General features: G+C 66.5%; 25 protein-coding genes. 10 read left to right on the forward strand and 15 right to left on the reverse strand.

Going from position 1 to position 25644, the window contains the following annotated elements; all coding sequences use genetic code 11:
• Positions 1-166: 166 nt before the first annotated feature.
• Both L0M17_RS16125 and L0M17_RS16130 read right to left on the reverse strand, forming a co-directional pair.
• A complete protein-coding gene (locus L0M17_RS16125; protein ID WP_241055304.1) occupies positions 167-1414 on the reverse strand; it encodes a S53 family peptidase in 1248 nt (415 codons plus the stop codon).
• Positions 1415-1640: 226 nt separating this feature from the next.
• On the reverse strand, positions 1641-1844 hold the full coding sequence (locus tag L0M17_RS16130; protein ID WP_043120608.1) for a cold-shock protein: 204 nt from the start codon (positions 1842-1844) through the stop codon (positions 1641-1643).
• 133 nt (positions 1845-1977) lie between these two features.
• Between L0M17_RS16130 and L0M17_RS16135 the strand changes: the two genes are divergently transcribed.
• The 4 genes from L0M17_RS16135 to L0M17_RS16150 all read left to right on the forward strand — a co-directional run bounded on the left by L0M17_RS16135 (position 1978) and on the right by L0M17_RS16150 (position 6060).
• Complete coding sequence (locus L0M17_RS16135; RefSeq protein ID WP_241055306.1) at positions 1978-3000, forward strand: PHP domain-containing protein; 1023 nt, start codon at positions 1978-1980, stop codon at positions 2998-3000.
• 126 nt (positions 3001-3126) lie between these two features.
• Positions 3127-5313 carry a transglycosylase domain-containing protein gene (locus L0M17_RS16140; protein ID WP_241055308.1) on the forward strand — a complete coding sequence of 729 codons (2187 nt, stop codon included), beginning with the start codon at positions 3127-3129 and terminating at the stop codon, positions 5311-5313.
• A complete protein-coding gene (locus L0M17_RS16145; protein WP_241055310.1) occupies positions 5294-5485 on the forward strand; it encodes a hypothetical protein in 192 nt (63 codons plus the stop codon). Before L0M17_RS16140 ends, L0M17_RS16145 begins: the two co-directional genes overlap by 20 nt.
• Complete coding sequence (locus L0M17_RS16150) at positions 5482-6060, forward strand: DUF6264 family protein (RefSeq protein ID WP_241055311.1); 579 nt, start codon at positions 5482-5484, stop codon at positions 6058-6060. Before L0M17_RS16145 ends, L0M17_RS16150 begins: the two co-directional genes overlap by 4 nt.
• Positions 6061-6087: 27 nt before the next feature.
• Here the strand turns inward: L0M17_RS16150 and L0M17_RS16155 are convergent, their stop codons facing one another.
• On the reverse strand, positions 6088-6231 hold the full coding sequence (locus L0M17_RS16155) for a hypothetical protein (RefSeq protein WP_241055313.1): 144 nt from the start codon (positions 6229-6231) through the stop codon (positions 6088-6090).
• 195 nt (positions 6232-6426) lie between these two features.
• On the opposite strand from L0M17_RS16155, the gene L0M17_RS16160 reads away from it, so the two are divergent.
• Both L0M17_RS16160 and L0M17_RS16165 read left to right on the forward strand, forming a co-directional pair.
• The gene (locus L0M17_RS16160; protein WP_241055315.1) at positions 6427-7395 is read left to right on the forward strand and encodes an alcohol dehydrogenase catalytic domain-containing protein; all 969 of its coding nucleotides are present in this window, start codon (positions 6427-6429) and stop codon (positions 7393-7395) included.
• A 44-nt stretch (positions 7396-7439) separates the two neighbouring features.
• Positions 7440-8426: an aldo/keto reductase gene (locus tag L0M17_RS16165; RefSeq protein ID WP_241056483.1), complete on the forward strand. Its 987-nt coding sequence runs from the start codon at positions 7440-7442 to the stop codon at positions 8424-8426.
• A gap of 12 nt (positions 8427-8438) precedes the next feature.
• Here the strand turns inward: L0M17_RS16165 and L0M17_RS16170 are convergent, their stop codons facing one another.
• Positions 8439-8786 carry a hypothetical protein gene (locus L0M17_RS16170; RefSeq protein WP_241055317.1) on the reverse strand — a complete coding sequence of 116 codons (348 nt, stop codon included), beginning with the start codon at positions 8784-8786 and terminating at the stop codon, positions 8439-8441.
• Between the two features lie 162 nt (positions 8787-8948).
• Here L0M17_RS16170 and L0M17_RS16175 point away from each other — a divergent pair, with 162 nt between their 5' ends.
• Positions 8949-11081: an FUSC family protein gene (locus tag L0M17_RS16175; RefSeq protein ID WP_241055319.1), complete on the forward strand. Its 2133-nt coding sequence runs from the start codon at positions 8949-8951 to the stop codon at positions 11079-11081.
• On the opposite strand, the gene L0M17_RS16180 is transcribed toward L0M17_RS16175, so the two are convergent.
• From L0M17_RS16180 to mltG, 6 genes are all read right to left on the reverse strand, one after another.
• Positions 11065-11418, reverse strand: a complete 354-nt coding sequence (locus tag L0M17_RS16180) for a hypothetical protein (protein ID WP_241055320.1) — start codon at positions 11416-11418, stop codon at positions 11065-11067. The genes L0M17_RS16175 and L0M17_RS16180 overlap by 17 nt on opposite strands.
• Positions 11419-11618: 200 nt before the next feature.
• Complete coding sequence (locus tag L0M17_RS16185) at positions 11619-12227, reverse strand: dihydrofolate reductase family protein (protein WP_308196919.1); 609 nt, start codon at positions 12225-12227, stop codon at positions 11619-11621.
• Positions 12228-12275: 48 nt separating this feature from the next.
• A complete protein-coding gene (locus L0M17_RS16190; RefSeq protein WP_241055324.1) occupies positions 12276-12737 on the reverse strand; it encodes a GatB/YqeY domain-containing protein in 462 nt (153 codons plus the stop codon).
• Between the two features lie 96 nt (positions 12738-12833).
• Complete coding sequence (locus L0M17_RS16195; RefSeq protein ID WP_241055326.1) at positions 12834-13724, reverse strand: diacylglycerol/lipid kinase family protein; 891 nt, start codon at positions 13722-13724, stop codon at positions 12834-12836.
• A 52-nt stretch (positions 13725-13776) separates the two neighbouring features.
• On the reverse strand, positions 13777-14361 hold the full coding sequence (locus L0M17_RS16200) for a TetR/AcrR family transcriptional regulator (RefSeq protein ID WP_241055329.1): 585 nt from the start codon (positions 14359-14361) through the stop codon (positions 13777-13779).
• 161 nt (positions 14362-14522) lie between these two features.
• Positions 14523-15722: an endolytic transglycosylase MltG gene (mltG, locus tag L0M17_RS16205; protein ID WP_241055331.1), complete on the reverse strand. Its 1200-nt coding sequence runs from the start codon at positions 15720-15722 to the stop codon at positions 14523-14525.
• 239 nt (positions 15723-15961) lie between these two features.
• Between mltG and L0M17_RS16210 the strand changes: the two genes are divergently transcribed.
• Positions 15962-17497 (forward strand): amino acid permease, encoded by a 1536-nt coding sequence (locus tag L0M17_RS16210; RefSeq protein ID WP_241055333.1) that lies wholly within the window; start codon positions 15962-15964, stop codon positions 17495-17497.
• On the opposite strand, the gene L0M17_RS16215 is transcribed toward L0M17_RS16210, so the two are convergent.
• Both L0M17_RS16215 and L0M17_RS16220 read right to left on the reverse strand, forming a co-directional pair.
• Positions 17485-18345 (reverse strand): MurR/RpiR family transcriptional regulator, encoded by an 861-nt coding sequence (locus L0M17_RS16215; RefSeq protein ID WP_241055335.1) that lies wholly within the window; start codon positions 18343-18345, stop codon positions 17485-17487. The two genes, L0M17_RS16210 and L0M17_RS16215, sit on opposite strands and share 13 nt — an antisense overlap.
• A 110-nt stretch (positions 18346-18455) precedes the next feature.
• Positions 18456-19703 carry a pyridoxal phosphate-dependent aminotransferase gene (locus L0M17_RS16220; protein ID WP_241055337.1) on the reverse strand — a complete coding sequence of 416 codons (1248 nt, stop codon included), beginning with the start codon at positions 19701-19703 and terminating at the stop codon, positions 18456-18458.
• A gap of 149 nt (positions 19704-19852) precedes the next feature.
• Between L0M17_RS16220 and L0M17_RS16225 the strand changes: the two genes are divergently transcribed.
• The gene (locus L0M17_RS16225; RefSeq protein ID WP_241055339.1) at positions 19853-20458 is read left to right on the forward strand and encodes a dihydrofolate reductase family protein; all 606 of its coding nucleotides are present in this window, start codon (positions 19853-19855) and stop codon (positions 20456-20458) included.
• 533 nt (positions 20459-20991) lie between these two features.
• Complete coding sequence (locus L0M17_RS16230; protein WP_241055341.1) at positions 20992-22152, forward strand: iron-containing alcohol dehydrogenase; 1161 nt, start codon at positions 20992-20994, stop codon at positions 22150-22152.
• A 78-nt stretch (positions 22153-22230) separates the two neighbouring features.
• On the opposite strand, the gene L0M17_RS16235 is transcribed toward L0M17_RS16230, so the two are convergent.
• The 3 genes from L0M17_RS16235 to L0M17_RS16245 form a co-directional block, all read right to left on the reverse strand.
• Positions 22231-23199 (reverse strand): TAXI family TRAP transporter solute-binding subunit, encoded by a 969-nt coding sequence (locus L0M17_RS16235; protein ID WP_241055343.1) that lies wholly within the window; start codon positions 23197-23199, stop codon positions 22231-22233.
• A gap of 61 nt (positions 23200-23260) precedes the next feature.
• The gene (locus L0M17_RS16240) at positions 23261-24625 is read right to left on the reverse strand and encodes a sensor histidine kinase (protein ID WP_308196890.1); all 1365 of its coding nucleotides are present in this window, start codon (positions 24623-24625) and stop codon (positions 23261-23263) included.
• 175 nt (positions 24626-24800) lie between these two features.
• Entirely contained in the window at positions 24801-25520 is a 720-nt protein-coding gene (locus L0M17_RS16245) for a response regulator transcription factor (RefSeq protein ID WP_241055345.1), read from the reverse strand.
• Positions 25521-25644: the final 124 nt, after the last annotated feature.

Genomic DNA, 25644 nt, shown 5'->3' on the forward strand with positions numbered 1-25644 from the left:
ACATAGAAGATTCGGGACCTCCCACGCATGTCGGATAGGCCGAGCAGGGGACTCTGCTCGGTAACCCACGAATCTGCGTGAGCGAGGCCCCGGCCCGCAACCACCCACGCAAGGGCGGTCACTGCATACCGTCTAGAACCCGCCAACTTCTAGAACGCGCCAACTTCTAGAACGCGCCAATACCGTTCGGGGTCCCGAGACCCGTCGGGCCGTCCCACCCGGCACGAGCCGTGCACCACTGGGTCGTCGTGCAGGTGCCGTTGCTGCCGGAGGTCACGTCGAAGAGCGACGCCGTGTGAGCGTACGGGATGCTGTTCGCGTAGATCCCGCTCGTCTTCGACCCGGTATTGCCGGACAACGCGTACACGGAGGCGATGATGGGCGAGGCCTCGCTCGTTCCGCCGAACTGGCCCCACGAGGAGGCCGTGCTCGAGGTCGGGTAGAGGACCGCCAGGCCGCCGTTGTTCGGATCGGCGACGGCTGCGACGTCGTTCATCGCCCGCTTCGCGCAACCGGTGCCCGCTGTCGCGGCCGCCGCGAGCGCCGTGTTGTAGGACGAACAGCCCGAGCCGGTTCCGCTCCAGACGCTCTCCGACCAACCACGCGTGGTGGAGGACTTCACGAGGGACGTGCCGCCGACAGCGGTCACGTAGCTCGAGGTCGCGGGGTAGGCAGCGCCCTGGTAGCCGCTGTCCCCCGCGCTCGCGGTGACGGCGATGCCGGGAAAGTTGTAGTACTTCCCGTAGGTCGCATCGGAGGCGTCAGAGCCACCGTAGCTGTTGGAGATGGCGACGACGCCGGGCTGCTTCGCGGCCGTCTGCTCGGCCGTGCCGAGGTCGGCGAACGAGGTCGAGGAGGCCTGGACGACCACGATCTTGCAGTCGGGGCACGCGGCTGAGACTGCGTCGACGTCGAGGGCCTGTTCCTGGGCCCAGCCGAGGTTGAAGGCCGGGGGCCTGGTGCCGCCCGTCTCGTTGAGGACGCGCAGGCAGCCAGTGCTCGTTGTGCACGAGGGGAGGCCGAACTGCTTGCGGTAGTTCGCGAGGTCGTTCGCGAGGTTCGGGTAGCCGTAGGCGTCGACGATCGCGACCGTGCGCCCGCCAGAGGCGGTGCCGGTGAGCTTGTACGCGCTCTGCAGCTGGGCTGGCGTGAGCGCGGTGGCGGGAGGCGCCGTCGTCGTGAGCGTATGGCCCTTCGCATCGGTCACGATGCGCGCCGTGCACGCCGCTTGCCCTGCGGCGGGAAGCGAACACACTTTGGCCGAGTGTTCGAGAGCTTGTGCTGATGGTGCCGCGGTAGCGGCGCTGGAACCGGCGAAGAGCCCGACTGCGACAAGCAGCGCGAGGCCGACGGCGGAGAGCAGCTTCCTGATGGGTAACGCCCCCTTCGGGTCGAGAAATGTGGAAGCTCGCACTGCTGCAAGTTTCCCTTCATCGACGCTAGGGGAAGGTTGGACGCAGCCCGCCGGAATTCGGCTGAAGCTGCGGAAAGCCTTGCAAAGACCTCAGCTGGGGAGAGCCTGGGAGAAAACGGGGAAAACCGGGGAGAAATCGGGGGAGAATCGGGGAGAAATCCGCGAAAAGAGGTCACGGAAAAGGAGGGATTCCCCTTCGGGGATCCCTCCTTCACCTGCGCTCTCGTCAGAGAGGGCGAATGCTCTGCGCCTGCGGGCCCTTCTGGCCCTGGCCGACTTCGTACTCGACCTTCTGGCCCTCTTCGAGGTTCTTGAAGCCGCGGCCTTCGATCTGCGTGTAGTGGGCGAACAGATCCGCCGAGCCGTCATCGGGGGCGATGAAGCCGTAGCCCTTCTCGCTGTTGAACCACTTGACGGTGCCTGTAGCCATGGTGCTGCCTTTCCCGGGCAGCGCCGTGGCCGCTCATGCGGCCGGATCCCACGCCGTCCTAGACGTAAGCCTAATGTGGGGCTGCGACAGTGCCAAACGATCAACTCACCCGCGTGGCGGGCAATATGAGGACATGGATCCAGTCGATGCCCTCAACGAGATCGCCTTCTGGCTCGAGCGGGAGCTCGCGCCAAGCTTCAAGGTCAAGGCGTTCCGCAATGCCGCCGCCGCAATTTCGGGCCTAGCGGACGACGACGTAGCGGCCCGAGCGCGGGACGGTCGCCTCCGGCGCATGAAGGGGATCGGAGACCGGACGTTTGAGGTGATCCGTCAGGCGACCGAGGGCGAGGTCCCCGATTACCTCGAAGCGCTGCGCGAGCGGGCCAAGCAGCCGTTGGACCCCAGGGGTGGCGAGCTGCACTCGCTCCTCAAAGGAGACCTGCACAGCCACAGCGACTGGTCGGACGGCGGCTCCCCCATTGAGACGATGGTGCAGGCTGCGCGCATCCTGGGCCGGGAGTACCTCGCGCTGACAGACCACTCCCCGAACCTCACGATCGCGAACGGGCTGAGCCCCGAACGCCTCTCACAGCAACTGGACCTCGTGGACCACTGCAACGACGGGTCCGGAGATGGCTTCCGCCTGCTCGCAGGGATCGAGGTGGACATCCTCGAGAACGGGACGCTCGACCAGGAGCCCGAGATGCTGGATCGCCTCGACGTCGTCGTCGCCAGTGTCCACTCGAAACTTCGCTCGGAGGCGCGGGTCATGACGCGTCGGATGCTCGGCGGCATCGAGGACCCGCATACGGACGTGCTCGGCCACTGCACGGGGCGGCTCGTCACGGGCTCGCGAGGCAGCCGCCCCGAATCCGAATTCGATGCGGCACGGGTCTTCGCCGCGTGTGCCGAGAATGGGGTCGCAGTGGAGATCAATTCCCGCCCTGAGCGGCAGGATCCGCCCGACGACCTCATCCAGCGCGCGCTCGACGCCGGATGCCTCTTCAGCATCGACAGTGACGCCCATGCCCCGGGCCAGCTCGACTTCCTGCACTATGGTGCTGCGCGGGCGGCGGCGAATGGGGTTCCGGCGGACAGGATCGTGACGACTTGGCCGCTCGAGCGCCTGCTCGAGTGGACCGGGCGGCGTCGCTGACTCCCGCTGACTCTTGGACCGCCGCTGCCCGGACATCAAATCCGCATCCAGATTGTGACATTTTGGCCCTCATTGTGATGTTCGGATGCCCTTGGCCGCACGGCCTCCGCTCCTATAATCCGTGCCATGGGCTTTGCCTCCGACGCGGCAAAGGGATTGGGGAAGCTGTTCGCCTTCCTCCTCGTCAGCGCGGTCTGCGGGGTGCTCGCGGCGGCCCTCATGGCCCCCGCCGCGGCCGTCACGTGGGCCGCAACCAACGGCTCCGTCCAGTTCTTCGACAGCCTCCCGAGCCAGCTGACCGTGACGCCTCCGGACCAGGTGACGAAGATCCTCGCGGCGGACGGCTCCCCCATCGCGAGCCTCTTCGACGAGAACCGCACCTCGGTGTCTCTCGACCAGATGTCCCCGAACATCAAGGACGCAATCGTGGCGGTCGAGGACTACCGGTTCTACGAGCACGGCGGAATCGACACGACGGGGATCCTCCGCGCCATCATCGCCGACTTCCGGGGCGACCGGCAGGGGGCGTCCACGCTGACGCAGCAGTATGTCTCGAACGTTCTCAAGGAGAACGTGATCGCCCAAGGTGGGAGCACCGACGTCGTCCTCAATGGCCAGAAGACCATTGGGGACAAACTGCGCGAAATGAAGCTCGCGATCGCGCTCGAGCAGAAGTACACGAAGGATCAGATCCTCCAGGGCTATCTGAACCTCGTGTTCTTTAATAACAATGCGTACGGCGTCGAGGCCGCGAGCGAGTATTTCTTCTCGGTCCACGCCAAGGACCTCACCCTGCCTCAGGCGGCGCTGCTTGCCGGCCTCGTGAACGGGCCTTCGGTCTACGACCCGACGGCCTACCCAGCCAACGCGATCAGCCGGCGGAACCTCGTGCTCGACGCGATGCTCGAGCACGGCTACATCAATCAGAAGCAGCACGACGATGCCGTCAAGACCCCGCTCCAGCTCAAGCTGAATCCACCGAAGCAAGGCTGCGCGTACGCGTCGCAGGCGCAGTACTTCTGCGACTACGTGCTGCACGAGGTCCTCAACGACCCGACCTACGGCGCGACACCGGCAGACCGGCTCCAGACGGTCATGCGCTCCGGCCTCACCATCACGACGACGCTGGATCCCCGCCTGCAGGGACCCGCTCAAGCCCAGGTCGATGCGACGGCGGGCGCCAATCCCGACAAGTGGGGAACCTCGATCGTCACGGTTCAGCCTGGAACGGGCAAGATCCTCTCGATGGCCCAGAACACGCGCATGCTTCCCGGGCAGGGCTTGAACTTTGTCACAAGCTACAACTTCAATGTCGACAAGACCGACACGCACGGCAACGACCTCGGCGGGGCGGGCGGCATGCAGCCCGGGTCCTCGATGAAGCCGATCACGCTCGCCGCGTGGCTCACCGAGGGGAAGACGACGAACACCTTCGTCGACGCGTCCCGCCGCGTGTATCCGCTCAACTACCCGTGGCGTGATACCTGCAGCAAAGTCACGGGCGCGTACGACGACGCCACCGTCGGCCTCGGCACGGCGCCCGACCTGCAGAACGACGAGCCCGGCTGGTACGAGCCGATGTCCGTTCGCGAAGGCGTCTACCAATCGATCAACACCGCCCTCTTCGCCACTGCCGCAGGCCTGAACGACTTCTGCGACATCCAGCGCGCGGCGGATTCGCTGGGCATGGAGGACGGCGGCGGCCACGGCACGATGATCGACATGTCGACTCTCGGCGACCTGCTCGGCGGCATGAACGTCGCTCCCCTCACGATGGCGAACGCGTACGCGACGTTCGCGAGCAACGGCACGTACTGCGTGCCGATCTCGATCACGAGCGTGACCGATGGCCAGGGCAAGAAGATCGGCGGCCAGGCGCAGTCGTGCCGGCCGAATGCGCTGAGGCCGGACGTGGCCAAGGCAGTCACCAACGTCCTCCAAGACGTCCTCACGAAGGGCTCCGGCTACAACATCAAGGACAACGCGGGGCACACGATCTACCTCGGCGTCCCGGACGCGGCGAAGACCGGCACCGACCAGTACAACAGCGAGACCTGGCTCATCGGCTACACGCGCGGCCTCTCCACGGCGTCGTACTTCGGGGAGGCGCTCCGCGATCCGGCGGACCACCTGGGCCGCAACGTGACGGTCAACGGCAGGTTCTGGCCCGCGATCGACGGCGCGTACATCGCGGGGCCCCAGTGGGCGTACTACATGCAGAAGGTGCTCGGCTTCTACGACCACGGCCCCTTCGATCCCCCGCCACCGAACCTCATCGGCCCACCAGTCCCGGATGTCCCGCAGGGTCACTGACACGGCGATCGACGCGCTGGACGGCAGGCTCACGATGCCCTACGCGACAGTTGCTGTGACGGCGAGGCGAATCGGCGGGCAACCGGCCGACGACGGCGCCTCCCCGAGTATGCTCGGGCTGGTGGGGGCGCAGGAGGTGCTCCGGCGAGCCGAGAAGGAGCATTCCGCATGAGCGAGCAACCGAGCCCTCGTCCGTGGCCTCCGCAGCCGGGCCCTGAGTCTTCCCCCCAGTTGTCGAAGCCAGCCCAGTCGAAGCCAGCCCAGTCGAAGCCAGCCCAGTTGAAGCCGGCGCAGTTCTCCCCTGAAGATGCGGAGAAGTCCCGCCGGTGGCGCCTCACCCTGGGGATCAGCTCGCTCGTCCTCGCGCTGGCTTCCGGCTTCTACGCCTTCACGAACATCGTCGCGGTCGTGAGCGCGACGAGGGCGATTGAGGCCGATGGGGGCTCCGTGCCGCAGAGTGCGATGGCCATGGCGATTGCGATCATCGTGACCTTCGGCGTGCTGGCCCTCGGCTACGCAGTGATCGGGATCTGGAACGTCGTCGCTCGTGGGACCACCTCCGCCGCGCCACTGATCGCGGCGATCGTGGTCTCGGGAATCGCTTTCGTCCTCACCGTGCTCTACATGATCAGCACGGGCTCGATCGGTCTACAGGCGGTCGGCCTCGCGCTCAATGCCCTCATCATCGGGCGGGCGGCGCTGCTTCTAAGAAGGCGCCGCAGGGAGTTGTCTCCCCGCGGCGCCTGAGAACCCCCGCAATCTGGCGAGTCGTTCCTATCCGGTGACGACGATTTCCTCGTTGTCGAAGAGGCCGTCTTCCTCGTCCCAAGCCTTTTCTTCTGGCCCCTCGCGGAAGTCCTCCGAAGGGTCTTCTCGATTCAGACGGCGAACCGTGTTCCGGCGGTCGACATTGACCATGGCCACTCCTTACCTTTGCAGGGTTTGGAAACCGGCCGCGATCGCGGCCGTGCCTTTCAGGAGACCACGGGGCACCCGGATGGTCAACCTCTCGCGAAGCCCCCGTTGTCGCTGCCCATCAGACCTTGCAGCAACAGTAAATATCGATATACCTTTCATGGGGAGCCGACGCATCTGAGCGAGGAGGAGGCACGAATGACGACCACCGAGAACGCACCCGGGGACTCCGAGCTCGTCGACTACCTCACCGCCGTCGGCCGCGGAAGCGTGCGGCTGGATCAGGGTCCCCGACTCCCGCTCGCACCGGGCCACGCGCGGGTACGCGTGGCCTATGTGGGGATCTGCCACTCGGATACCGCCCTCGTCAGGGAGGGCCAGGGTTCCTTCCCCGCACGCCTCGGACACGAGGTTTCGGGCATCATCAGCGAGAGCGATGATCCGGAGCTGCCCGAAGGAGCCAGGGTGGCCGCCTACATCAGCGACGGGTACGCCACCGAGGTCCAGGTGCCATCGGACCGGATCGTCCCGCTTCACTCCGGCTGTTCCCTGGCCGATGCTGCCCTGTCGGAGCCTCTGGCCTGCGCCATCGGCGGCGTCGAGATGCTCGATCTCGCGAGCACACCGCGCGTCGTCCTCGTAGGGGCCGGCTTCATGGGTCTGCTCGCCCTGCGCCTCATGGCGTGCCGCGGCCTCCCCGTGACCGTGATCGAACCTCGGAAGCGGACCCGCGACCTCGCCGTCCGCTGGGGCGCGGAATCCGTGTTGGCACCTGACGAAGTCCCCGAGAGCATGATCGCGAACAACTCCCTCGTCGTCGAAGCCACGGGCTCCGCCGCGGGCCTGGAGCTGGCGAGCGGCCTCGTCGAGATCGCGGGGACGCTCGGGATCCTCGGTTACCACCAATCCGGGAAGGGGCTCAGGAGCGTTGACATGGAGAGCTGGAATTACCGAGCCCTTCGCGTCCTGAGCCTCCACCACCGCAATCCGGCCGACGTCATGCGATGGATGGACCGAGCCCAACGGCTCAGTGCGAACCGCATCGTCGTCCCCTCGGAGCTCGTCGACCGGCACGTCCCGCTGACCGAGCTTCCCGAGCTGTTCATGAACGGCGAAGAGGGAGACACGATCAAGAGTCTCCTCGACCTCACGTCCGAAAACGCATAGGAACCCATCAGACCGCGAGCAGGAAGAGCCTATAGTCGATGACCATGGAAGAGCGCGTGCTGGGGCGGACCGGCCGAAAGGTGTCCGCCATTGGTTTGGGAACATGGCAGTTGGGGTCGGACTGGGGCGACGTCGGCAAGGCCGAGGCTATGCAGGTCCTCGATGCCGCCGCCGAGTCAGGGGTGACGTTCTTCGACACCGCCGACGTCTATGGTGACGGCCGCAGCGAGCAGATCATCGGCGAGTGGCTCAGGGCCCATCCCGATGCCGGGGTCATGGTGGCGACCAAGATGGGACGCCGAGTTCCGCAGGTTCCCGAGAACTACACTCTGGACAACTTCCGCGGGTGGCTCGACCGCTCGCGGGGCAACCTCGGACGCGACACCCTCGACTTGGTCCAGCTTCACTGCCCGCCGACCCCCGTCTACTCCGACGACCGGGTCTTCGACGCCCTCGACCAGCTCGTCGATGAGGGCGTGATGCGCAGCTACGGCGTGAGCGTGGAGACCGCCGACGAGGCGCTGACCGCGATCGCACGGCCGAACGTGGCTTCGGTCCAGATCATCTTCAACCCCTTCCGGCTCAAGCCGCAGGAGAAGGTCCTCCCCGCCGCGAAGGATGCCGGCGTCGGCATCGTGGTGCGTGTACCGCTGGCGTCCGGCCTGCTCAGCGGGAAATACAGCCGGGACACCAAATTCTCGGAACACGACCACCGAAACTACAATCGCGACGGCTCGGCCTTCGACGTGGGCGAGACGTTTTCGGGAGTCGACTTCGAGCGGGGCCTCGATGCGGTCGCCGAGTTCCAGGAGCTCGTCCCCGAGGGCGTGACAACCGCTCAGGCCGCCTTGGCGTGGATCATCTCCCAGCCCGGGGTCACGACGGTGATCCCCGGGGCGAGGAACGCCGGCCAGGCGAAGGCGAATGCGGCAGCTGCCAACGCGGTGGACCGGCTTGGCCCGGAGTTCGACGGCGGGGTGCGCCGGATCTACGAGAAGTACTTCCGCGAGTCCGTCCACCCGCGCTGGTAGAACGAACCCCCGTTAGGCGATTCCCGGCTCCCGCTGGGCGGACGCCCGGTTGGCCTCGAGGAATGTCAGGATCAGCTCGCTCACGACGGCGCGCTGCCGGGGTGTGAGCTTCTCCGAGCCTTCCGGCAGGACGAACGGGTCCGGCTCGTCCTCTGCCGCGCCCACGAGCTCATCGAGCTCCATGCCGCTGAGACCCATGGCCGCCGCGAGGCTTCTCCGGGGATCGCCGGTGGGCGCTTCTTCGCCCGAGACGACCGCTAGGACCTGGTTCGTGGACAGCCTCGCCTCGTTCGCCAGCGCGCTGACTGAATGGAACCCTGCCGAACGGATCGCGGTTGCCCATCGCTCCGGAATCTCCACAACTCGGCTCCTTCCGGGCGATCCACTCAGCCAACTCTAGGCCCCTGGCGCGGCATACCCCCGACCATCAGCATCAGCCGCTATGGGAGATAGGCTAGTGCCCGGTGTCCCCACGGGGCGCTGCCTGAGGCAATACCGCGGCGGATGCAAGGGAGAGGTGTCATGGTTTCCCGGCCAAGTCTTCTCCGCCGGGCTGCCGACATCGCCGTCGCCTCCGACCCCGGGCTCGGCAGGCTCCAGCTCGGTCTCGCGGGGGCCGGCAACGTGGCCGCATGCATGCTCGTCGGCTACGGACTCGCCGTGCTGCTTCACGCGGGTGCGCAGGGCACCGTCGTCTTCATGCTGCTCAGCAGCGTCGTGGCGATGATCGGAACCAACGCCCTCGTCGACCACCGCATCAAAGCCAACGCGATCACGGCGGCGTACTTCCCGGTCGCCATGGGCGCCGGTCTCGCCTCCGGCACCCTGCTTGCGCCGAGCCAGCTGGCCTCGCTCGTCGGCTTCGTCGTCGTCATGTTCCTCGCCGTATGGGTGCGCCGGTTCGGGCTGGCCTACTTCTTCTACGGCTTCATGCTCTGGAACGGCTACTTCTTCGCATCCTTCCTCAAGACGACCCTCGGTGCGCTCCCTGCCATGCTCATCGCCATCGTCGTCGCTTCCGCGGTCGTGCTGCTGCTGAGCTGCACCGTGTTCCGGCGCCACCCGCGGCGCACTCTGGCTGCCGTGTTCCGAAGCATGAACGCGCGCCAACGCGGCCTCGCGCGCGCCTGCATCGCGCTGATCGAGGCCGAGCCGGGGAGTACGGCTGCCGATCGCGCCTCCTTGGCCGTCTTTCGCGCCCGAGCACGCGTGACCGAGGCTGCGCTGATGAGCGACGGTTGGGCCGCACACGCCCCAGCGCTGCCCGAGGGCTGGACGGCGTCCACGCTGCGGGCCCGGCTGCTCGAACTGCAGCTCGGTTTCGACCGCCTGACAGTCGGAGCCCGCCAGCTCGCCGCCGCCAACGCCGGCCCGGCCGTGCGTCGCACCGCGATCGACGCCCTCGGCGCGCTCGCCAACGCGAATCTCGCTCGAGCCCGTGAGGTCGCTGCAAGCCTCCCCGAACTGGCCTCCGAGGCACCTCGAGAGGTGCAGGCCGCGGCCGCCGACCTTCAGCGGGGATTCAGCGTTGTCACGTCGGTCCCGAACCGACCCGCGTTGAGCCGCGCCGTGCAGGAGAACGAACCCGAGTTTGTCCCCGCGGCTGGGCTCGTCCTCGGCCAGCTGCCGGGGATGCCGAGCGTGGCCTCGGACGTCGACCCCCGCGGCGGCAGTTGGAATCCACTCACCCGGCTGCAGTTCGCGACAAGGCAGGCCGTGCAGGTCGCGGTGGCCGGGACCCTCGCGATCCTGGTAGGCAGCCTCATCAGCGGACAGCGCTACTACTGGGCGGTCATCGCGGCGTTCGTCTCCTTTGCAGGAACCGGGACCCGCTTCGACACGATCCGGAAATCGCTGCTGCGGGTGCTCGGGACCCTCACCGGTCTTGTCGCAGGCGTCCTCGTCGCGCACCTCACCAATGGGCACGTCTTCGTCGCTCTGGCTGTGATCGTGGCGAGCATCTTCTGCGGCAACTATCTGATGCGCATCTCCTACGCGTACATGATCTTCTTCCTCACGATCATGCTCAGCGAGCTGTATGCCATTCTCGGCGAGTTTTCCGACCAGCTCCTGCTGCTGCGCCTCGGCGAGACTGCGGCCGGCGCCGCCGTCGGCATCGTCGTCGCCCTCGTCGTGACGCCAGTGAGCACTCGCGACACCATCAAGGCGGCCCAGAACTCGGTCGTCGCGGCGACTGCCGAACTGCTCGACACGCTGTACGAGCGCACCCTCGATCCCGCTTCCGTCACGAGCGACGCGATCGACGAGCGCGTCATCGCCGCGGACAATCAGCTGCGCCGGCTCATACTCGTCGGCGAGCCCCTCACCCGCTATCAGATCTGGGAGAACCGGCCGCGTGCGGTCCGGCGCCGCCTCACGCTGGTTGCCAACGTGGTGGCGACGGCGCGTTCGCTCAGCCATGCGGTACGCAAGCTGCGAGCCGCGGAGGACGAACTGGCCGCCGAGATCGCCAAGGTAGCCGACTTCGCGCGAACGGTCGCCGGCGTCACGAGAGAGGGAGCGTTGGCGCCGGATGTGCCCGTGCGTACCGGAGAGGCACTCGACCCCAGCACCCGCGCCATCACCTTGGGCCTGCCAACCCAGGCCTACTCAGCGCTCGACCGCCTTCAGACCCTGCTCAGGGAGCTGGCCTAGTCCCGGCAGTCGGAACGACCGCCGAAACCGCCTCCCGCACCACCGCCTCGGCGGCCGCCACCACCTCGGCTGCATCGGTCTCGCAGTCTTCAAGGGCCCGCGCTTCAAGGGCCCGCGCCGGGGCAAGTTGGAGAAGTTCTCGCGGCACAACCACTCGGCTGAACCCCTGGACGCGAGGTGTCTCGAGCTTCACCACAACCGCCTCCGGGCTCAGGTCCGGGAGCAGATGGACGATTTCGCCGGTGTCCCCCTCGACCACCCGCACTTGGCTGAAGAACGGGTCCTTCACGCCGCGGCGAAAAACCACGCTCTGTCCCACTGCGAACTGAGCATCCATGGGCGCACTGCAGCCTTCTGCCATCTCGAGACCTCCCCCAGAAACAATCTGAATAGCGCCAGGAGAATGATCTGCCCCCGGTGCGAGTCTCAACTTAGTGATCGTCCCGGTGGCGCAGGGAAGGACTTTGGTCCTAATTCGCCTTGACAGTTTCGGTCACGGGAGCGACAGCGAATAGATGGCTGCTTGGACGCCCTGCCCTATTCAGCAGACCGCAGGTCATAGACCATCTCGACCAGCGCGTCGTCGTACGTGGTCGCTTCCCGCAGCGAAAGCTGCACCGGGCCGCCCGAACCGAACCGCCGCCCTTGCCCGATCATCGACGGAGCGACGACGAGCCGCAGTTCGTCCACCTCGCCTAGGTCGAGGAGTTCCCGCACCAGGTTCAGGCTCCCCCAGCACCCGATGTCGCCCTCGGACTCCGCCTTGATGCGCCGGATCGCCTCGCCCGTGTCCCCGGAGACCACCTCGCAGCTTCCGAGATCGCCCCAGGGCGCCTCGGCATGAGAGTGCGAGAAGACGTACCGGCGCAGAGAGTTGAGCGCCGGGGCCAGCAACTCGCCAGCGGAGGCGTCCGTGGGCCAGAAGGCGCTGAAGCCCTCGTAGGTGCGAGCCCCCATGACCATTCCCGAGAGCCCCTCGATGAGTTCGCTCTGCCGTCTGGCGAAGCCTTCAGCGGAGCCTCCGATGAAGGGCTCCATGAACGAAGTCCTCCCCTCCGGGTCCGCCGCAAAGCCATCCGCGCTGATCGTTTCCTGAACTATGAGCCGTCCCATGGGGTCCACCGTTGCACTGGGGGCACGTCCCATCAAGGGTTGACGTGTTTGCCGTAGCGGATGCTCAGGCGAGCTCGGTCATCAGGAGAGCTTCGCGCGGACGATATCGCTCGCCGTCTTGCCGTCGAATCGGCCGGCGATCTCTGCCGTGACGGGCTTCATTACCTGCCCCATCTGACGCATGGTCAGCTCGAGGCCGGCTTCCCTGAGGCCCGCGATGACGTTGTCGACGATCGCCTCGACCTCTTCGCGGGAGAGGGCCTTTGGCAGGTAGGCCTCGATCACCATCGCCTCGGCCAGCTCCCGGTCGGCGCGGTCGTGCTCGCCCGCCTCGTTGTAGATGGCGGCGGTCTCGCGACGCTTGGCCGCCTCCTTCTGGAGCAGGGACGTGACTTGCGCGTCGTCCAGAGCAATGGGGGTCTTGCCCGACTTCTCGCGAGTCTCGATCTCGCCGAGAACGTTGCGGACGGTCTGGAGGGCGACCCTGTCGCCGTCCTTCATGTGCTTCACAACGTCAGCCTGGAGCTGGTCTTTGAGGGGCATGGCTAGCCTTCTTCCTTCAGTTGGGATCGTAGGTCCGACGACGGCGCGGAGGCTACCTTCCCACCTCCGCAACCGCTTAGGGCGCTTGAGGCGGCGTCAGCGCGGCACGCGCACCCTGAGCGCGTCCGAATCGACGCGGATGGAGAGGACCTTGCTCTCCCCCAGATGGTCCCCGTCGAGCTGGATGTCGTGCGGGCGGCTCGCTTCGATCCGTACCCTCGTGCCCCTGAAGTGGCCCAGATCCGGTGGGGAATGACGCCGGAATCGGCTCAGGAGGGTGCCTGCCACCCGGAACCAACCCAGAACTCCTTGGGGTGCCACGGCGAGGACATCCAGGATCCCGTCATCGGGCTGGGCGCCTGGGAAGACCTCGACGTTGCCCTGAATCCGCCCGCAGTTGCCCACCATGACTCCCCGTTGCCGCCGTTCGACGGCGAGGCGGCCGTCTACATCGACACGCATCCGATACGAGTCGCCCACGATGCTCTGCCCTGCCGAGACGACGTAGGCGAGCCACCCGGCCTTGGCCTTGAGGTCATCACTCGTGTTCGCCATGACCGTCGCGTTCAGGCCCATTCCCGCCATCACGACGAAGGCGAGCTCTTCGTCGTCGTCCGCGGCCGCCCACGCGACGTCGATAAGCCGCTCCTGACCGGACAGCGCCACAGCGAACGCATCCTCGTGAGCATTGACGGGAATGCCCAGATTCCGGGCCAGGAGATTTCCCGTGCCGAGAGGCACCACCCCGAGGGGGATGCCTGTTCCCGCGAGCTCACCCGCCACTGCCCGCACTGTCCCGTCGCCTCCGGCGACCACCAGGGAGTCGGCGCCTCCTTCGAGTGCCTCACGGGCCATACCTCCACCCGGATCCTCGGCCGAGGTTTCCAGGACGATAGGCTCGGCGCCCCGTTCAGCACAGTGTGCCTCGAACAGGGCCCTGATCTCCTCAGCCCCCTGCTTGATCGGGTTGACGATCAGCGCTGCCACTTACCCTCCCGGTGCTTGCCTCTCCCGCCTTCGACCCTACAGGGGCGAGCGTTCACGGGTTCGCCGAGAGCCGGGCTTCTTCACGCTCAGAAGGGCGGTAGAAAGCGATGAGCCGCTCGGCCATGCGCCTGCCTCTGGCCAGTCCGTCCACGTCCCCTTCGACCGCGGAAACCAGAGCGGCCTTGATGATGAACTGCAGGTCCCGCGCAAACTCCGCCGGATCGAGGAGCCCGGCCCTCTCCGCCATCCCGGCGAACCCGAGACGGAAGTGCTCTATATAGCTGGCGCAGGCCCGCCCGGCGGGGCTCTGGGGGCCGGACTCGATCAGGACATGGACGAACGAAGCCCCAAAAGGGAGACTCCCCGCCCAGAATCCCTCGAGGACGTCGAAGACGGCGACCATGGCGTCAGGCCCTGATCCCCGGGCGCGCACGGCGTCCTCGATGGCCGCCCTGCGCCGCTCGTACATCTGGTCCAAGAAATCGAGAACGAGCTCGTCCTTCGAACGGAAGTGCTTGTAGAAGGTGGCCTTGGCCACTCCCGAGACCTCGATCAGCTCATCGACACCCACACTGCGAGTGCCCCTCTGAGCGAACAGCGGGAAGGATCTCTCTCTGATCTGCTGCTTCGCATCCATACGATCGCCTCTCTGCCAGACCTGCAGTGGTAACCATAGGTGCTGTTATGAAAAAAAGTTGTATCAGAAACGCAGCCTTGTCGCCATCGCGGTCCACTCAGTCGGCAGAGCTGTTCTGCGCGACGGCGAGCGACAGGTCCAGCCAACGCTCGGGGTGGTGGTCACTGGCACTTCCCGGGATTGGCGGTGCACCACTGCTGGTACTGGGCGACGTTCGCCTGATGCTCGGCGTAGGTCGAGGCGAACTTCGTCTCGCCCGTGTCGAGGTTGACCGTGACCCAGTAGAGGTAGTTGTTCGCCGTCGGATGCGCCGCCGCCGCGACCGCCTTCGCCCCCGGCGAGCCGATCGGCCCGGGCGGGAGCCCCGGGTGCACGTACGTGTTGTAAGGGTTGCTCGCATCGGCCTTCTGCGCGTCCGTGAGCTGGACCGTCTTGGTCCCCAGCCCGTACGTGACCGTCGCGTCGGACTGGACGAGCCCGTTGGTCTGGTCGTTGGGCTTGAGCCGGTTGTAGATGGCGCCGGCGACGTTGCCGTAGTCGGCCCGCCCGCCCTCGGCCTGGACGATGCTCGCCACGATCAGGTCCTGGTACTGCTTGGTCGGGTCCGTGATGCCGTCGGCCTTGAGCTCGTCCAGCGTGGTCGAGACCAGCTTCGAAACGATGTCCTTCGCCGAGGTCCCCACCGGCAACTTGTACTCCCCCGGCGCCAGATAGCCCTCCAGGCTCTTCGCCTGCGGCGGAAGGCCGAACTGCTGCGGCTGGCTGTTCAGCGCGTTCAGGTCGTTCGGGTTCAGCCCTGCCGCCTGCGCGATCGTCGCCAGCGAGTCCGTGACCCGCATGCCCGCGCTGAGCGCGAAGTAGATCACCGGAGCCGTGTTCCCCGCCAGGATCGACGCCGCATCCGAGGACTTCATCTGCTTCTTGAACGTGAAATCACCCGGATGGATCTTCCCGTTGGCATCAGCAAAGGCCTGAACGAAGGTATTGGCGTCCGCGACGACGCCGTCCTGCTGCAGTTCCTGCGCCACTTCCAGAGTGCCGGTGCCCGGCGGGACCGTGACCACAACCTCACCCGTGCCGGGACCTGAGTAGTCGGTGACCTTGTCCATGCCGAGCGCGGACCGCAGCGCCAGAGCAGTCAGGACCGAACCAGCCACAACGAGAGCGATGACGACTCCCATGGCGATCGCGGCGTTCCGGAGCGGACGGGAGCGCCGGGGTGGGCGCTTCGATCCCGACGGGCGGCTCGCAGGCACGGCCGCCGGCTCCCCAGATGCACGCCCGGCGTCGGAGGCTCGCCGCCTCCCGACTGCCGAGAGCAAGTTGGCGGCCCCGGGCCGGATCTGACTCTTGGAGGTCATCAACGATGTCCCTTGTTCCTGTCCCTGTTCTCCAGTTTCGGCGGCGGCTCCAGTCGTGCGGCACCCTGAACCCGCATTTCTTACCCTTCGCCGGACCAGGTGAAACAACCGCCCGGGGCCGACGCAGCCAAAAGTGCAGATATACATAGATAGGCAAGTTTACTTGCGTAGAGGCGGGTTTTGCTGTTCTATTGCCGAGGGCGTTAGCTGCGTCACATCCCTATGACCGGAAGGGCCACATGGCTGCATCACTGTTCGGGTCCCAAGACCTGAAGCACTCGATCAACACGCGCCAGCTGACGATGATCGGCATCGGGGGCGTCATCGGCGCTGGCCTTTTCGTCGGAAGCGGAAGCGTGATCTCCTCCGCCGGCCCGGGAGTCGTCTTCGTCTACCTGTTCGTCGGCCTCATCGTCATCCTGGTCATGCAGATGCTCGCTGAGCTTGCGACCGCGAGCCCGGAGACAGGCTCGTTCTCGACCTATGCCTCCCGGGAACTCGGTTCGTGGGCTGGCCTTGCCGTCGGATGGCTGTACTCGTTCCACTGGTGCATCACAGTCGCCTTCGAGGCAATCGCCGGCGCCGCTATCGCCGCCCAGATCGTCCCGGGCGTGCCCACCTGGCTCTACGCCTTGGCCTTCATGCTCATCCTGACCGGGGTGAATCTGGCCGCCGTGACCTCGTTCGCCCGCTTCGAGTTCTGGTTCTCCATGGTCAAGGTCGCGGCGATCGTCCTCTTCATCGTGATCGGGCTTGCCGCCGCCATCGGCCTGCTTCCGCACTTCGCTTCCCCCGGGGCCGCCAACCTCCTCGGGCGCGGAGGTCTCTTCCCGCACGGGGCAACGCCGGTGCTTCTTGCAACGCTGACCGTGTTCTTCTCCTACTTCGGTACGGAACTGGTCACCGTCGCCGCGGGTGAGGCCAAGGATCCGACCACTGCAGTTCGCAAGAGCATGCGCAGCGTAGCGTGGCGCATCATCATCTTCTACGTCGGGTCGATCCTCGTGGTGGTGACTCTCCTGCCGTCTAACGCTGCCGAGGTCACGAAGAGCCCCTACGCCGCGGTTCTGAACCTGCTCGGGATCCCGGGGGCACAGACGGTCATGAACCTCGTCGTCCTCACCGCCGTCCTCTCGTGCCTCAATTCGGGCATCTATTCCTCGTCCAGGATGCTGTTCTCGCTCTCGCGCCGCGGCGAGGGGCCGAGGGCACTCTCCCGGACGGGGCGTTCGGGAGTGCCGGTTACCGCTGTGCTCGCAGCCTCGAGCGCAGGCTTCCTGGCCGTGATCGCAAACTACTTCCTGCCGACCGGAACCGTCTTCACGTTCCTCATCACGTCCTCGGGCTCGGTCGCGGTCGTCGTATACCTGACCATCAGCGTGACGCACATCGTGTCCCGGCGGCGCAAGACCCCGGAAGAGGTCCGCGCGCTCAAGGTCAGGATGTGGGGCCACCCGCATCTGTCCTATCTGGTGGTGGCGGTGCTGGCGGTCATCGTCGGCGGTATGGCGCTGTCCCCGACGTCGCGCACGCCGCTTGCTCTGACAGCCCTCGTCACACCGCGATTGCTGCCACGGCCGGCGTCGTCCATCAAAAGGCCAGGAAGGGCGCCGCCGATCCCGCGCCCGCCATGGCCCAAGCAGGACCCCTGGAAGCGGCAGACGCAGCTCCCTCTGAATGACACCACACGCTGCCGCGCCCTCGACGCCGAGGGCGCGGCAGCCGTATCCGGCGACGGCCGGAGGTCGCGCACGTGGCGCGTTCAGTCCTCGTAGTAGACGTGGAAGTCCGCCAGCAGCTGCTCGTCGACCAAGAGCTCTTGGCGGCTCTGGGTGCCGAGATGAAGTGCCACCGCGGTGGCCAGAGTCTGAGCGACTGAGGTGAATACCGAGAGGGACCGGAGGATGGTGACGCCTTCGGTTTCCAAATAGAACGTGATGTCCGCGAGGCGGGCCAAGGGCGACGCCGGGTCGTCGGTGAACGCGATCGTCGCGAGGCCGCGGTCCTTGGCGTGCTGGAGGGCGTGCACGGTATCGGCCGTGTAGCGGCGGATCGAGACGGCCACGAACGCCCCCTCGGGATCGAGGTCGCGGAGCTGGTCGACGAACATGCCCGCAGCTGGGGAGATCTGCTCCACATGACGGCGGACAAGTTTCAGCAGGTAGCTCAGCAGCTGGGCGATGGGGGCGCACTTCCGCAGTCCCATGACGTAGACGGCCGGGGCTTCGGCGATAGTTCTGACTGCGTTGTCCCAGTCCGCCTGATCGATTCTCGCGTAGCTTCGAGTGAGGTTGTCCTTCTCGTGCTCGAGAACGGCGCTGAAGAGGGATCCCTGCCCAGTGTGCTGCTGGGCGCGCTCGAAGCGCGAGACAAGGTTGACCTGACCCGAGAGGTGGTCGCGGCAGAGGCGCACGAGGGCCGGGTACCCCTTCAAGCCGAGCATCGTGGCGAACCTGACCAGCGACGACTGGTTGACCCCCGCGACCTTGGCGGTTTCGGCGATGCTACGAAGGGCCGTGCCTTCTGGATCGGAGAGCAGGACTGTAGCGATGCGCCGCTGGCCAGGAGCGAGCGCGGGCATCCGCTCCTGCAGCTCGGCTTGGAGCTCTTCGTAGGTTCCCACGGTCAAAGGCGTCTTTCCCTTCCGACGGAAAATGCAACAGCCACACTCGTTCCCGCAATTGTAGTTGCGGGAACGAGTGCGCCTGTTGCCAAGAGCTCTCGCGATTCTGCCTAGGAGGCGAGGTCCTGGAGCGCCGTGCGGAGGTGTTCCAGAGAGCCCGCAATCCACGGCAGCCGAAGGGGATCCTCCGACCGGAGCGCTTCCCAGCGTTCCTGCTCGCTGGCTCCGTAGAGCAGGCTCGTGGCCACCCGTGCGCGGAGGGCCGAGGGATCGTCGCCGAAGGCTGCACCCGGAAGGACACCGACGGCGTACCGGTCCAAAAGGACCGACGCGAGCTCCTCGCTGGTTCGGATGCCCTTGCGCTCGAGGGTGGGGCGGATCGGCTCGAAATCGGGATAGATGTAGAAGCCGGCCTCGGGACGACGGCAGTGCGCGCCTACGGCGAGGAACTCGTCGCATACAGCGTTGGCGACGACGGCGTGCAGGCGCGTGGAGCGCTCGATGTGCTCTCGGACGGCGTCTGGCTCGGAAAGGACGTGGGCGGCAACCGCCTGCATCGGGGCGGCGAGGCTCGACCAGACTTCGCTCGCAATACCGACCATGTCCTGTAGCACCCCGTCCCCCCACTCATTGCTGGGGATCCGGGCGAAGCCGATGCGCCATCCGCCCAACGCCAAAGACTTGGACAGCCCGGTCGTGACGATCGTGCGCGACTCCAGATAGGAGGTTGCAGAGGGCGCGGACTCGCCCGAGTGCACCGTCTCTGCGTAGATCTCGTCGGAGATGACGGCAAGCCCGTACTTCTCGGCGATGCGGCAGAGTTCGCGGAGGTCCGCCTCGCTCGCGACCGTTCCGGTGGGATTGTCCGGCACGGTCAGGAGGAGGATGCCGGGGTTCCCACCGCTGTCCTTCGCCTCAAGGATCGCAGCTTCGAGCAGGGCCGGGTCCGGTACCCCACCTGCTTTGGCCGGGATCGGGACCTCGATCACCGGCTTGCCCAAGAGGGCCGCCTGGGCCGCGTAGCTGACCCATGAGGGGCGGGCAAGGATCAGGTCGCCTGGAAGTGCGGCGATGGCAGCGAAGAGCAGGGCCTTGCTCCCGGGAGCGAAGATGATCTGCTCGGCTTCAGTCGGGAGGCCGCGCCGGGAGAACCACTCGGCAGCAGCCTGCCGGGCCTCTTCGGAGCCCACTACCGCCCCATAGCCGTTCCTTCCAACGGCGTTGTGCAGCGCTTCCGCGATGAAGTCCGGCACAGGCAGCCCAGCCTCGCCGAAACCGAGATGCAGCACTTCCTCCCCGGCGGCCCTCCTCTTCTGGATCGCCTCATTGATGGCCAAGGTGGCCGAGTGCATCGTCATCGCAAGCTCCATCCGCAACTAATATTGCATCAATACCATTCGACGATAGGTTAGTTGCTATTCCACGTCAAGGAAGGGACGGCTCGTGCTAGAGTCCCCACAATTCCGCCACGACCGCATACAAGTCGCAATCGTCCAGGAGGCTCGCGATGCCGGACACGACCTGCCGTATGTCGATCTCGCTGGACGGCTTCGTCGCCGGCCCTGAGCAGAGCCGCGAGGACCCTTTGGGCAAGCGGGGGCTGGAGTTGCACGGCTGGCACATCGGCGACCCGCGCGCCAACGACGCCGACAAAGTCGCGACCGAGTGGCTTATGCGTCCCCGCGGCGCGTACGTGATGGGGCGGAACATGTTCGGCCCGGTCCGCGGAGAGTGGGATGAGGAATGGACCGGGTGGTGGGGCCCCGAGCCGCCGTACCACGCGCCGGTTTTCGTACTGACCCATTACGGACATGATCCGATCCAGATGGACGGCGGGACGACGTTTCACTTCGTCACCGAAGGCTTCGACGCCGCCTACTCTGGGGCTTCGGAGGCCGCCGGGGATAACGGCGTGGACATCGCCGGCGGGGCCTCGACCGTCCGCCAAGCACTGATTGCCGGGGTGATCGACGAACTCACCCTCGACATCGCACCGGTCCTGCTCGGTTCCGGCGAGCGCATTTTCGAAGGCGTTGAGTCCTTCGGCTTCGAACCGGTCGAGGTGCTGCACTCACCGCTGGCGACCCACATCCGTTATCGCCGCGCTGGCTGACTCTGCTTCTCCGCCCGACACCTGGTTGCACCCTTGGGGAACGCGAACAAGCTGTCCCGCTCTACCTGCCCAGTTACCCGTGACGGTGGCAGCCGTACTGGCTGTTGAGTCGGGGCATTGGCTGTTGAGTCGGGGCACCGGCTGTTGACTCCGGGCGGGCGCCTGATGCGGGGGCGGGCTCCCCGCTGAGGATTGGACCTGCTGCTGGCCCAGGCGAGCCCGCCCCCTTGCCCATCCTCCTCCGGTACCCTCCGAGCGCATGGGACGAAGGGCCCTTGCTATTTCCGCCCGAGAATGGAAGGGAGTCGTGAGGGTAGGGAGTCTGTGTGGAACGTGAGCCTTCGGAACCTGTGCATCGCCAAATCGTGGAGCAGGTCAGGCGCAGTAGGGACCCATGCGACCAGTGCGGCGAGCCGTGGCCGTGCAGGTTCATCCGGGGGCTGGTGCGCAGCGGCATGCTCGTCGTCGAGGAGAAGCGGTCCTAGCTGCTGGATTCAATAGGATTGCTGACATCCCGACGCAAGGAGGTTCCCATGACATTCCATATCGCGTTGCCCCGGCTCATGAGGGTTGGCGCAGGCGCCATCCAGGAATTGGGCGACGTCGTCGCCGAACTCGGAGCGCGGCGTCCCCTCATCATCACAGATCCGTTTATGCAGAAGTCGGGGACCGCGGACATCGCGGCGCGGGCTCTCAGCACCGCCGGCTTCGAGGGCGGCGTCTTCGCCGAGACGGTGCCGGACCCCACTACCGAATCGCTCGTCGTCGGACTTGAGGCCGTCAAGCAGCACGAGGCGGACGTCCTGATCGGACTGGGCGGAGGCAGCTCCATCGACACAGCGAAGGCGCTCGGCTTCCTCTCCCTCAACGAAGGCCCGATGCGCGACTACAAGGCGCCCAAAACCAACACCGGGCAGTCGTTGCCAGTCGTCGCGGTCCCGACGACGGCGGGCACCGGCTCCGAGGCGACCCAGTTCACGATCATCAGCGACTCGGAAACCGACGAGAAGATGCTCTGCACGGGTCCCTCCTTTCTACCAATCGCAGCAGTCGTGGACTACGAGCTGACCCTCTCCATGCCTGCAAGGCTCAGCGCCGACACCGGAGTCGACGCGCTCACTCACGCCATCGAGGCGTACGTGAGCCGGAGGGCGAACCCCTTCTCAGATGGCTTCGCGTTGGCGGCTATGACGGCCATCGGACGAAACCTCCGTGAGGTCTACAAGGACGGGTCGAACCGAAACGCCCGAGAGGCGATGATGCTCGCCGCCACCCAGGCGGGCATCGCCTTCTCCAACTCGAGTGTCGCCCTCGTGCATGGGATGAGCCGGCCGATCGGCGCCCATTTCCATATCGCGCACGGCCTTGCCAACGCCATGCTCTTCCCCGTGGTCACCGAGTTCTCTGTCACCGGTGCCGAGGCCCGTTATGCCGATTGTGCGCGCGCTCTGGGGGTCGCCGGTGTGGAGGACGACGACGAAGCGTCCGCCCAAGCGCTCGTCACCGAACTCCGCGCACTGAACGAGGACCTGGCTGTTCCCACCCCTCAGTCCTACGGAATCGGCTCCGACGACTGGGATCGACTGATCCCTCTCATGGCCGAGCAGGCCCTCGCCTCGGGATCGCCGGCGAACAACCCGGTCGTGCCCGACGCGTCCGCGATCGAAGCGCTCTACGCCAAGATCTACGCCTGACCCGAGTAGAGGGCGGGCGGCGGTGCCCTTCGATCTGGCACCCGCCTCTTCGGTCTGGCCACCCGTCCGAAGCATGTCCTAGCCGTGGAAAGCCCGGTAAGCATCTTCCGCTCCGGGGTGCAGCGGGACGCCGGCGGTACCGATCAGGGTCTCGGGACTGAGGTACTGGACACCACGGCTCGACGACGGGACGAGTTCCGCTGAGTGCTGGAGGAGGATCTCTACGGTCGAGCGCGCCACATCCCGGTCCAAGTCAGCCCGGCATAGGAGGAGATTCGCCACGCCTACCGTCCATGTCGCCGGAATGCCGTCGTAGCTGTTCTCTTGGATGAGGACCCGCTCGTAGAAGCTGCCGAATCTGGCCTTCATCGTCGGGATGAGCGGTGAGAGATCGAGCAGCTGGAGTTTCGTACTCTTTGCGAAGGCCGCAATCGCTGCGGTGGGGACGCCTCCCGACCAGAAGAGCGCCTCAACGCTCCCGTCGCGAAGCGCCGCGAGCCCTCGGTTGAGCCCGAGCTGGAAGGCAGGCAGTGTTCCGGGAGTGGTCGGAGATGGCGCGGCCGCCGACATCCCAGCCACCTCGAGCAGCCGCCGAGCGGTAAGAGAGGTGCCGGAACCGGGGTCACCGACAGCGACTGCCTTCCCCGCAAGGTCCGCGACACTCAAGATGCCGCTGTCCTTTCGCACCACGCAATGCAGGTAGTTCTCGTAGACCTTCCCGAGCGCGAGCATCCTCGCGCCCCCTGCCGCGGAAGGAGCAGACGACGGCGTGTCCCCACCGAGCCGATCGGACGCCGCGTCCGAGAGGGCGATTGCCAGAGTCGCCTCACCCCGCGCCAGCCTGTCCATGTTCTCGAGGCTCCCGCCGGTCTCGAGGGCAGAGGCCTTCTTGGCAACGCCGTGTCGCTGGAGGGAAGACGCAAGGAGCGCGGCGAACTCAAGGTATAGGCCTCCGGCTTCGCCGCCGGCAACAGTAAGGGAATCGGCAGGCGGCCCGGGCACACAGCCGGCTGCGGTTGGGAGGAGCACGCCTCCGAGGCTCGCCACTAGTCCTGCTCGGAGTGCCTGACGACGCGTTACACCCACTCGCCGCCTTGCTGGATCGAAATCAGGCATCCCGGTTCTCCCCGCCAGAAGCCGCCGCCCCTTCGCCTGCGATGTCGACGCCGCCGTCCGGCAGCGCGTCGTCATGCGCGGCAGCGAGCGCGCCGCCGTCCGGCAGCGCGTCGTCGTCCGCTGTGGCGCACGCCAAGGGGAACTCGACCCGCGCTATCAAGCCGCGGGGCTCGTTCGGGGCAAGGACCAGGCGGCCCCCGTTCGCCTCCGCGAGCTGCTCGACGATCGGAAGCCCGAGGCCCGTGCCACGCGAGGCGCTATGCCCTGGCGACCGCCAGAAACGGGTGGTCGCCGCCTCGCGCTCCTCAGGCGAGAGGCCTGGCCCCCGGTCGGCAACCTCCACGACCGCGCTACGCCCCCGCCGTCCGGCACGAAGAGTGATGCGACCGCCTTCGGGCCCGGCATACTTGATCGCATTCTCGAGGAGTTCCCCGACGATGTCAGCGAGATCGCCTCGGCCACAGGCCAGCTGCAGCCGCGGCATTGGCGGATTGTCGAGTTCGAGTACGGCACCGGCATGGCGGGCAGACGGCCCGGCGCGCTCGATAGCCTCCTGGAGGACCGTCGACGGGTCCAAGACCTCGGAGAGTTCGCCCATGGGCGCCTCCGAACCGCCCGCAATCGAGCGCCTGCGGGCCCTGTGCTCGGCTGCCGCAAGCCGGAGCATCCTGTCCAGCATCTCCTCGACCTGATCGAGTTCCTTCACCACACCAGACGCAGCCTCGCGCTGGGCGGGAGTGTCGAGCTCAAGGGCGAGGAGGTCTGTCCTCAGCCGGAGCGCGCCCACGGGGTTCCGGAGTTGATGCGACGTGTCCGCGATGAGCTGGCGCTGCGCCTGCATGCTCGCGCCCACGTGCTCGGCCATGGCGGAGAAGGCCCGGCTCAGCCGCTGCAGTTCAGGAGGGCCCTCCTCCCGCAGTCGAGTAGCGCGTTCGGACTCCTCGAACGCGATCACCGCGTCAGTGAGGCGATGGACGGGGCGCAGGACCCACCTTGTGAGGCGCTCCGCGCCAAGGATCAGAAGGACCCACACGGCGAGCGCCCCCAGCGCCACAAGCAGACAGCGATCTCTCAGCTTCTGCTCGGCCGCAGTCAGGTCGACGTCGATCACGGCCTCGCCGAGCACTTGGCTGGCCGTCCCGAACGAGCGCGCGATCACCTCGTTCTTGGGGCCGAACGGCTGCACCCGCTCGAGCGTGAGGTCGTTGAGGTTGAGCTGCGCTTGGGCGACCGCGTTCCGCACATCGGCCTCGTCGGCACGCAGACCACCGGAGGCGAGCGTCGTCTGCGGCGTGTGGACTAGGACACCCTCGCCGTACAGTGCGGAGTAGCGGTCCATTTCACGCTGCAGCTGCACAATGTCTCCGCTCGAGTGGCATCGCCAGCCACCTGGGCGAAGCGGTTGAGCGCAGCCACGCGATTGATCTGCAGCTCTTGGGTCAGCTCGGTGCTCGCCGAGGCGAGGATAGAGGCGGACACCGCGAGGACGATGAGGATCGACAACACGCTCAGGATCCCCAGGACTCGCAGCCTCATGTGCGCTCTGGGCTGTGGGGCCGTGGGCTGTGGGGCTGTGGGCTGTGGGGCTGTGACGAGCCCTCGATGCGGTAGCCCACCCCGCGCACGTTGATGATGAAGCCCGGGAGCCTGAGCTTGGACCTCAGCCCCGTGAGGTGCACGTCGAGCGAACGTGAGGAAGCCACGAAAGCATCGCCCCAGAGCGCATCCAGGATCTGCTCACGAGTGACGACCGAACCCGAATTCCGGGCGAGGAGCACAAGCAGCTCGTACTCGGTGGCCGTGAGATTGAGAATGCGGCGTCCGACGGCGGCCACTCGCCGGTCGAGGTCGATGCTCACCTCACCGACTTCGAGACGGTGCGGCTGGGTGCCGCGGGCGCGGGCGGCGCGCCGGGCGACCGCCTCAATCCGGGCGAGCAGCTCGACGAGTTTGACCGGCTTGACCAGATAGTCGTCCGCCCCGGAGCGCAGGCCCATCACCACGCTGCGGTCGTCGTCGCGGGCCGTGAGAATGAGGAGGGGCGCATCCGTGACCTGGCGCAGCTTCCGCAGCACATCAAGGCCGTCCATGTCGGGCAGGCCGAGATCCAGCAGGATCGCGTCGTAGTCTCGGTGGGCCAAGAGCGCATCCGCGCCCCTGCTCACCCGGGAGGCCTCGTGCGTCGCCGAGCGGACGGAGGCCATCAGCGCGGACGCCATGGCGTCGTCGTCCTCGACGATCAGCACACGCATTGCCCGGTCCCTTCGTTTCTGCCATTCGAGGGTACCCGCTCACAGGAAGATCGAAGACTTAAGGAAGTGTTAGGAATGGCCGCTCCCGCTTGGGGTGTGAATGGCGTCACCCCTAGCGTCAAAG

Origin of the sequence: Sinomonas terrae, assembly GCF_022539255.1 — a bacterium.
GTDB classification, from domain to species: Bacteria; Actinomycetota; Actinomycetes; order Actinomycetales; family Micrococcaceae; genus Sinomonas; species Sinomonas terrae.

Bases quoted from the DNA above. Each gene is read 5' to 3' on its own strand.
- L0M17_RS16225 (WP_241055339.1), top strand. From the start codon at position 19,853: ATGCCGGACACGACCTGCCGTATGTCGATCTCGCTGGACGGCTTCGTC.
- L0M17_RS16190 (WP_241055324.1), bottom strand. From the start codon at position 12,737: ATGCCCCTCAAAGACCAGCTCCAGGCTGACGTTGTGAAGCACATGAAG.
- L0M17_RS16185 (WP_308196919.1), bottom strand. From the start codon at position 12,227: ATGGGACGTGCCCCCAGTGCAACGGTGGACCCCATGGGACGGCTCATA.
- L0M17_RS16165 (WP_241056483.1), top strand. From the start codon at position 7,440: ATGGAAGAGCGCGTGCTGGGGCGGACCGGCCGAAAGGTGTCCGCCATT.
- L0M17_RS16135 (WP_241055306.1), top strand. From the start codon at position 1,978: ATGGATCCAGTCGATGCCCTCAACGAGATCGCCTTCTGGCTCGAGCGG.
- L0M17_RS16160 (WP_241055315.1), top strand. From the start codon at position 6,427: ATGACGACCACCGAGAACGCACCCGGGGACTCCGAGCTCGTCGACTAC.
- L0M17_RS16210 (WP_241055333.1), top strand. From the start codon at position 15,962: ATGGCTGCATCACTGTTCGGGTCCCAAGACCTGAAGCACTCGATCAAC.
- L0M17_RS16245 (WP_241055345.1), bottom strand. From the start codon at position 25,520: ATGCGTGTGCTGATCGTCGAGGACGACGACGCCATGGCGTCCGCGCTG.
- L0M17_RS16140 (WP_241055308.1), top strand. From the start codon at position 3,127: ATGGGCTTTGCCTCCGACGCGGCAAAGGGATTGGGGAAGCTGTTCGCC.
- L0M17_RS16230 (WP_241055341.1), top strand. From the start codon at position 20,992: ATGACATTCCATATCGCGTTGCCCCGGCTCATGAGGGTTGGCGCAGGC.
- L0M17_RS16220 (WP_241055337.1), bottom strand. From the start codon at position 19,703: ATGACGATGCACTCGGCCACCTTGGCCATCAATGAGGCGATCCAGAAG.
- L0M17_RS16175 (WP_241055319.1), top strand. From the start codon at position 8,949: ATGGTTTCCCGGCCAAGTCTTCTCCGCCGGGCTGCCGACATCGCCGTC.
- L0M17_RS16130 (WP_043120608.1), bottom strand. From the start codon at position 1,844: ATGGCTACAGGCACCGTCAAGTGGTTCAACAGCGAGAAGGGCTACGGC.
- L0M17_RS16145 (WP_241055310.1), top strand. From the start codon at position 5,294: ATGTCCCGCAGGGTCACTGACACGGCGATCGACGCGCTGGACGGCAGG.
- L0M17_RS16150 (WP_241055311.1), top strand. From the start codon at position 5,482: ATGAGCGAGCAACCGAGCCCTCGTCCGTGGCCTCCGCAGCCGGGCCCT.
- L0M17_RS16155 (WP_241055313.1), bottom strand. From the start codon at position 6,231: ATGGTCAATGTCGACCGCCGGAACACGGTTCGCCGTCTGAATCGAGAA.
- L0M17_RS16200 (WP_241055329.1), bottom strand. From the start codon at position 14,361: ATGGATGCGAAGCAGCAGATCAGAGAGAGATCCTTCCCGCTGTTCGCT.
- L0M17_RS16180 (WP_241055320.1), bottom strand. From the start codon at position 11,418: ATGGATGCTCAGTTCGCAGTGGGACAGAGCGTGGTTTTTCGCCGCGGC.
- mltG (WP_241055331.1), bottom strand. From the start codon at position 15,722: ATGACCTCCAAGAGTCAGATCCGGCCCGGGGCCGCCAACTTGCTCTCG.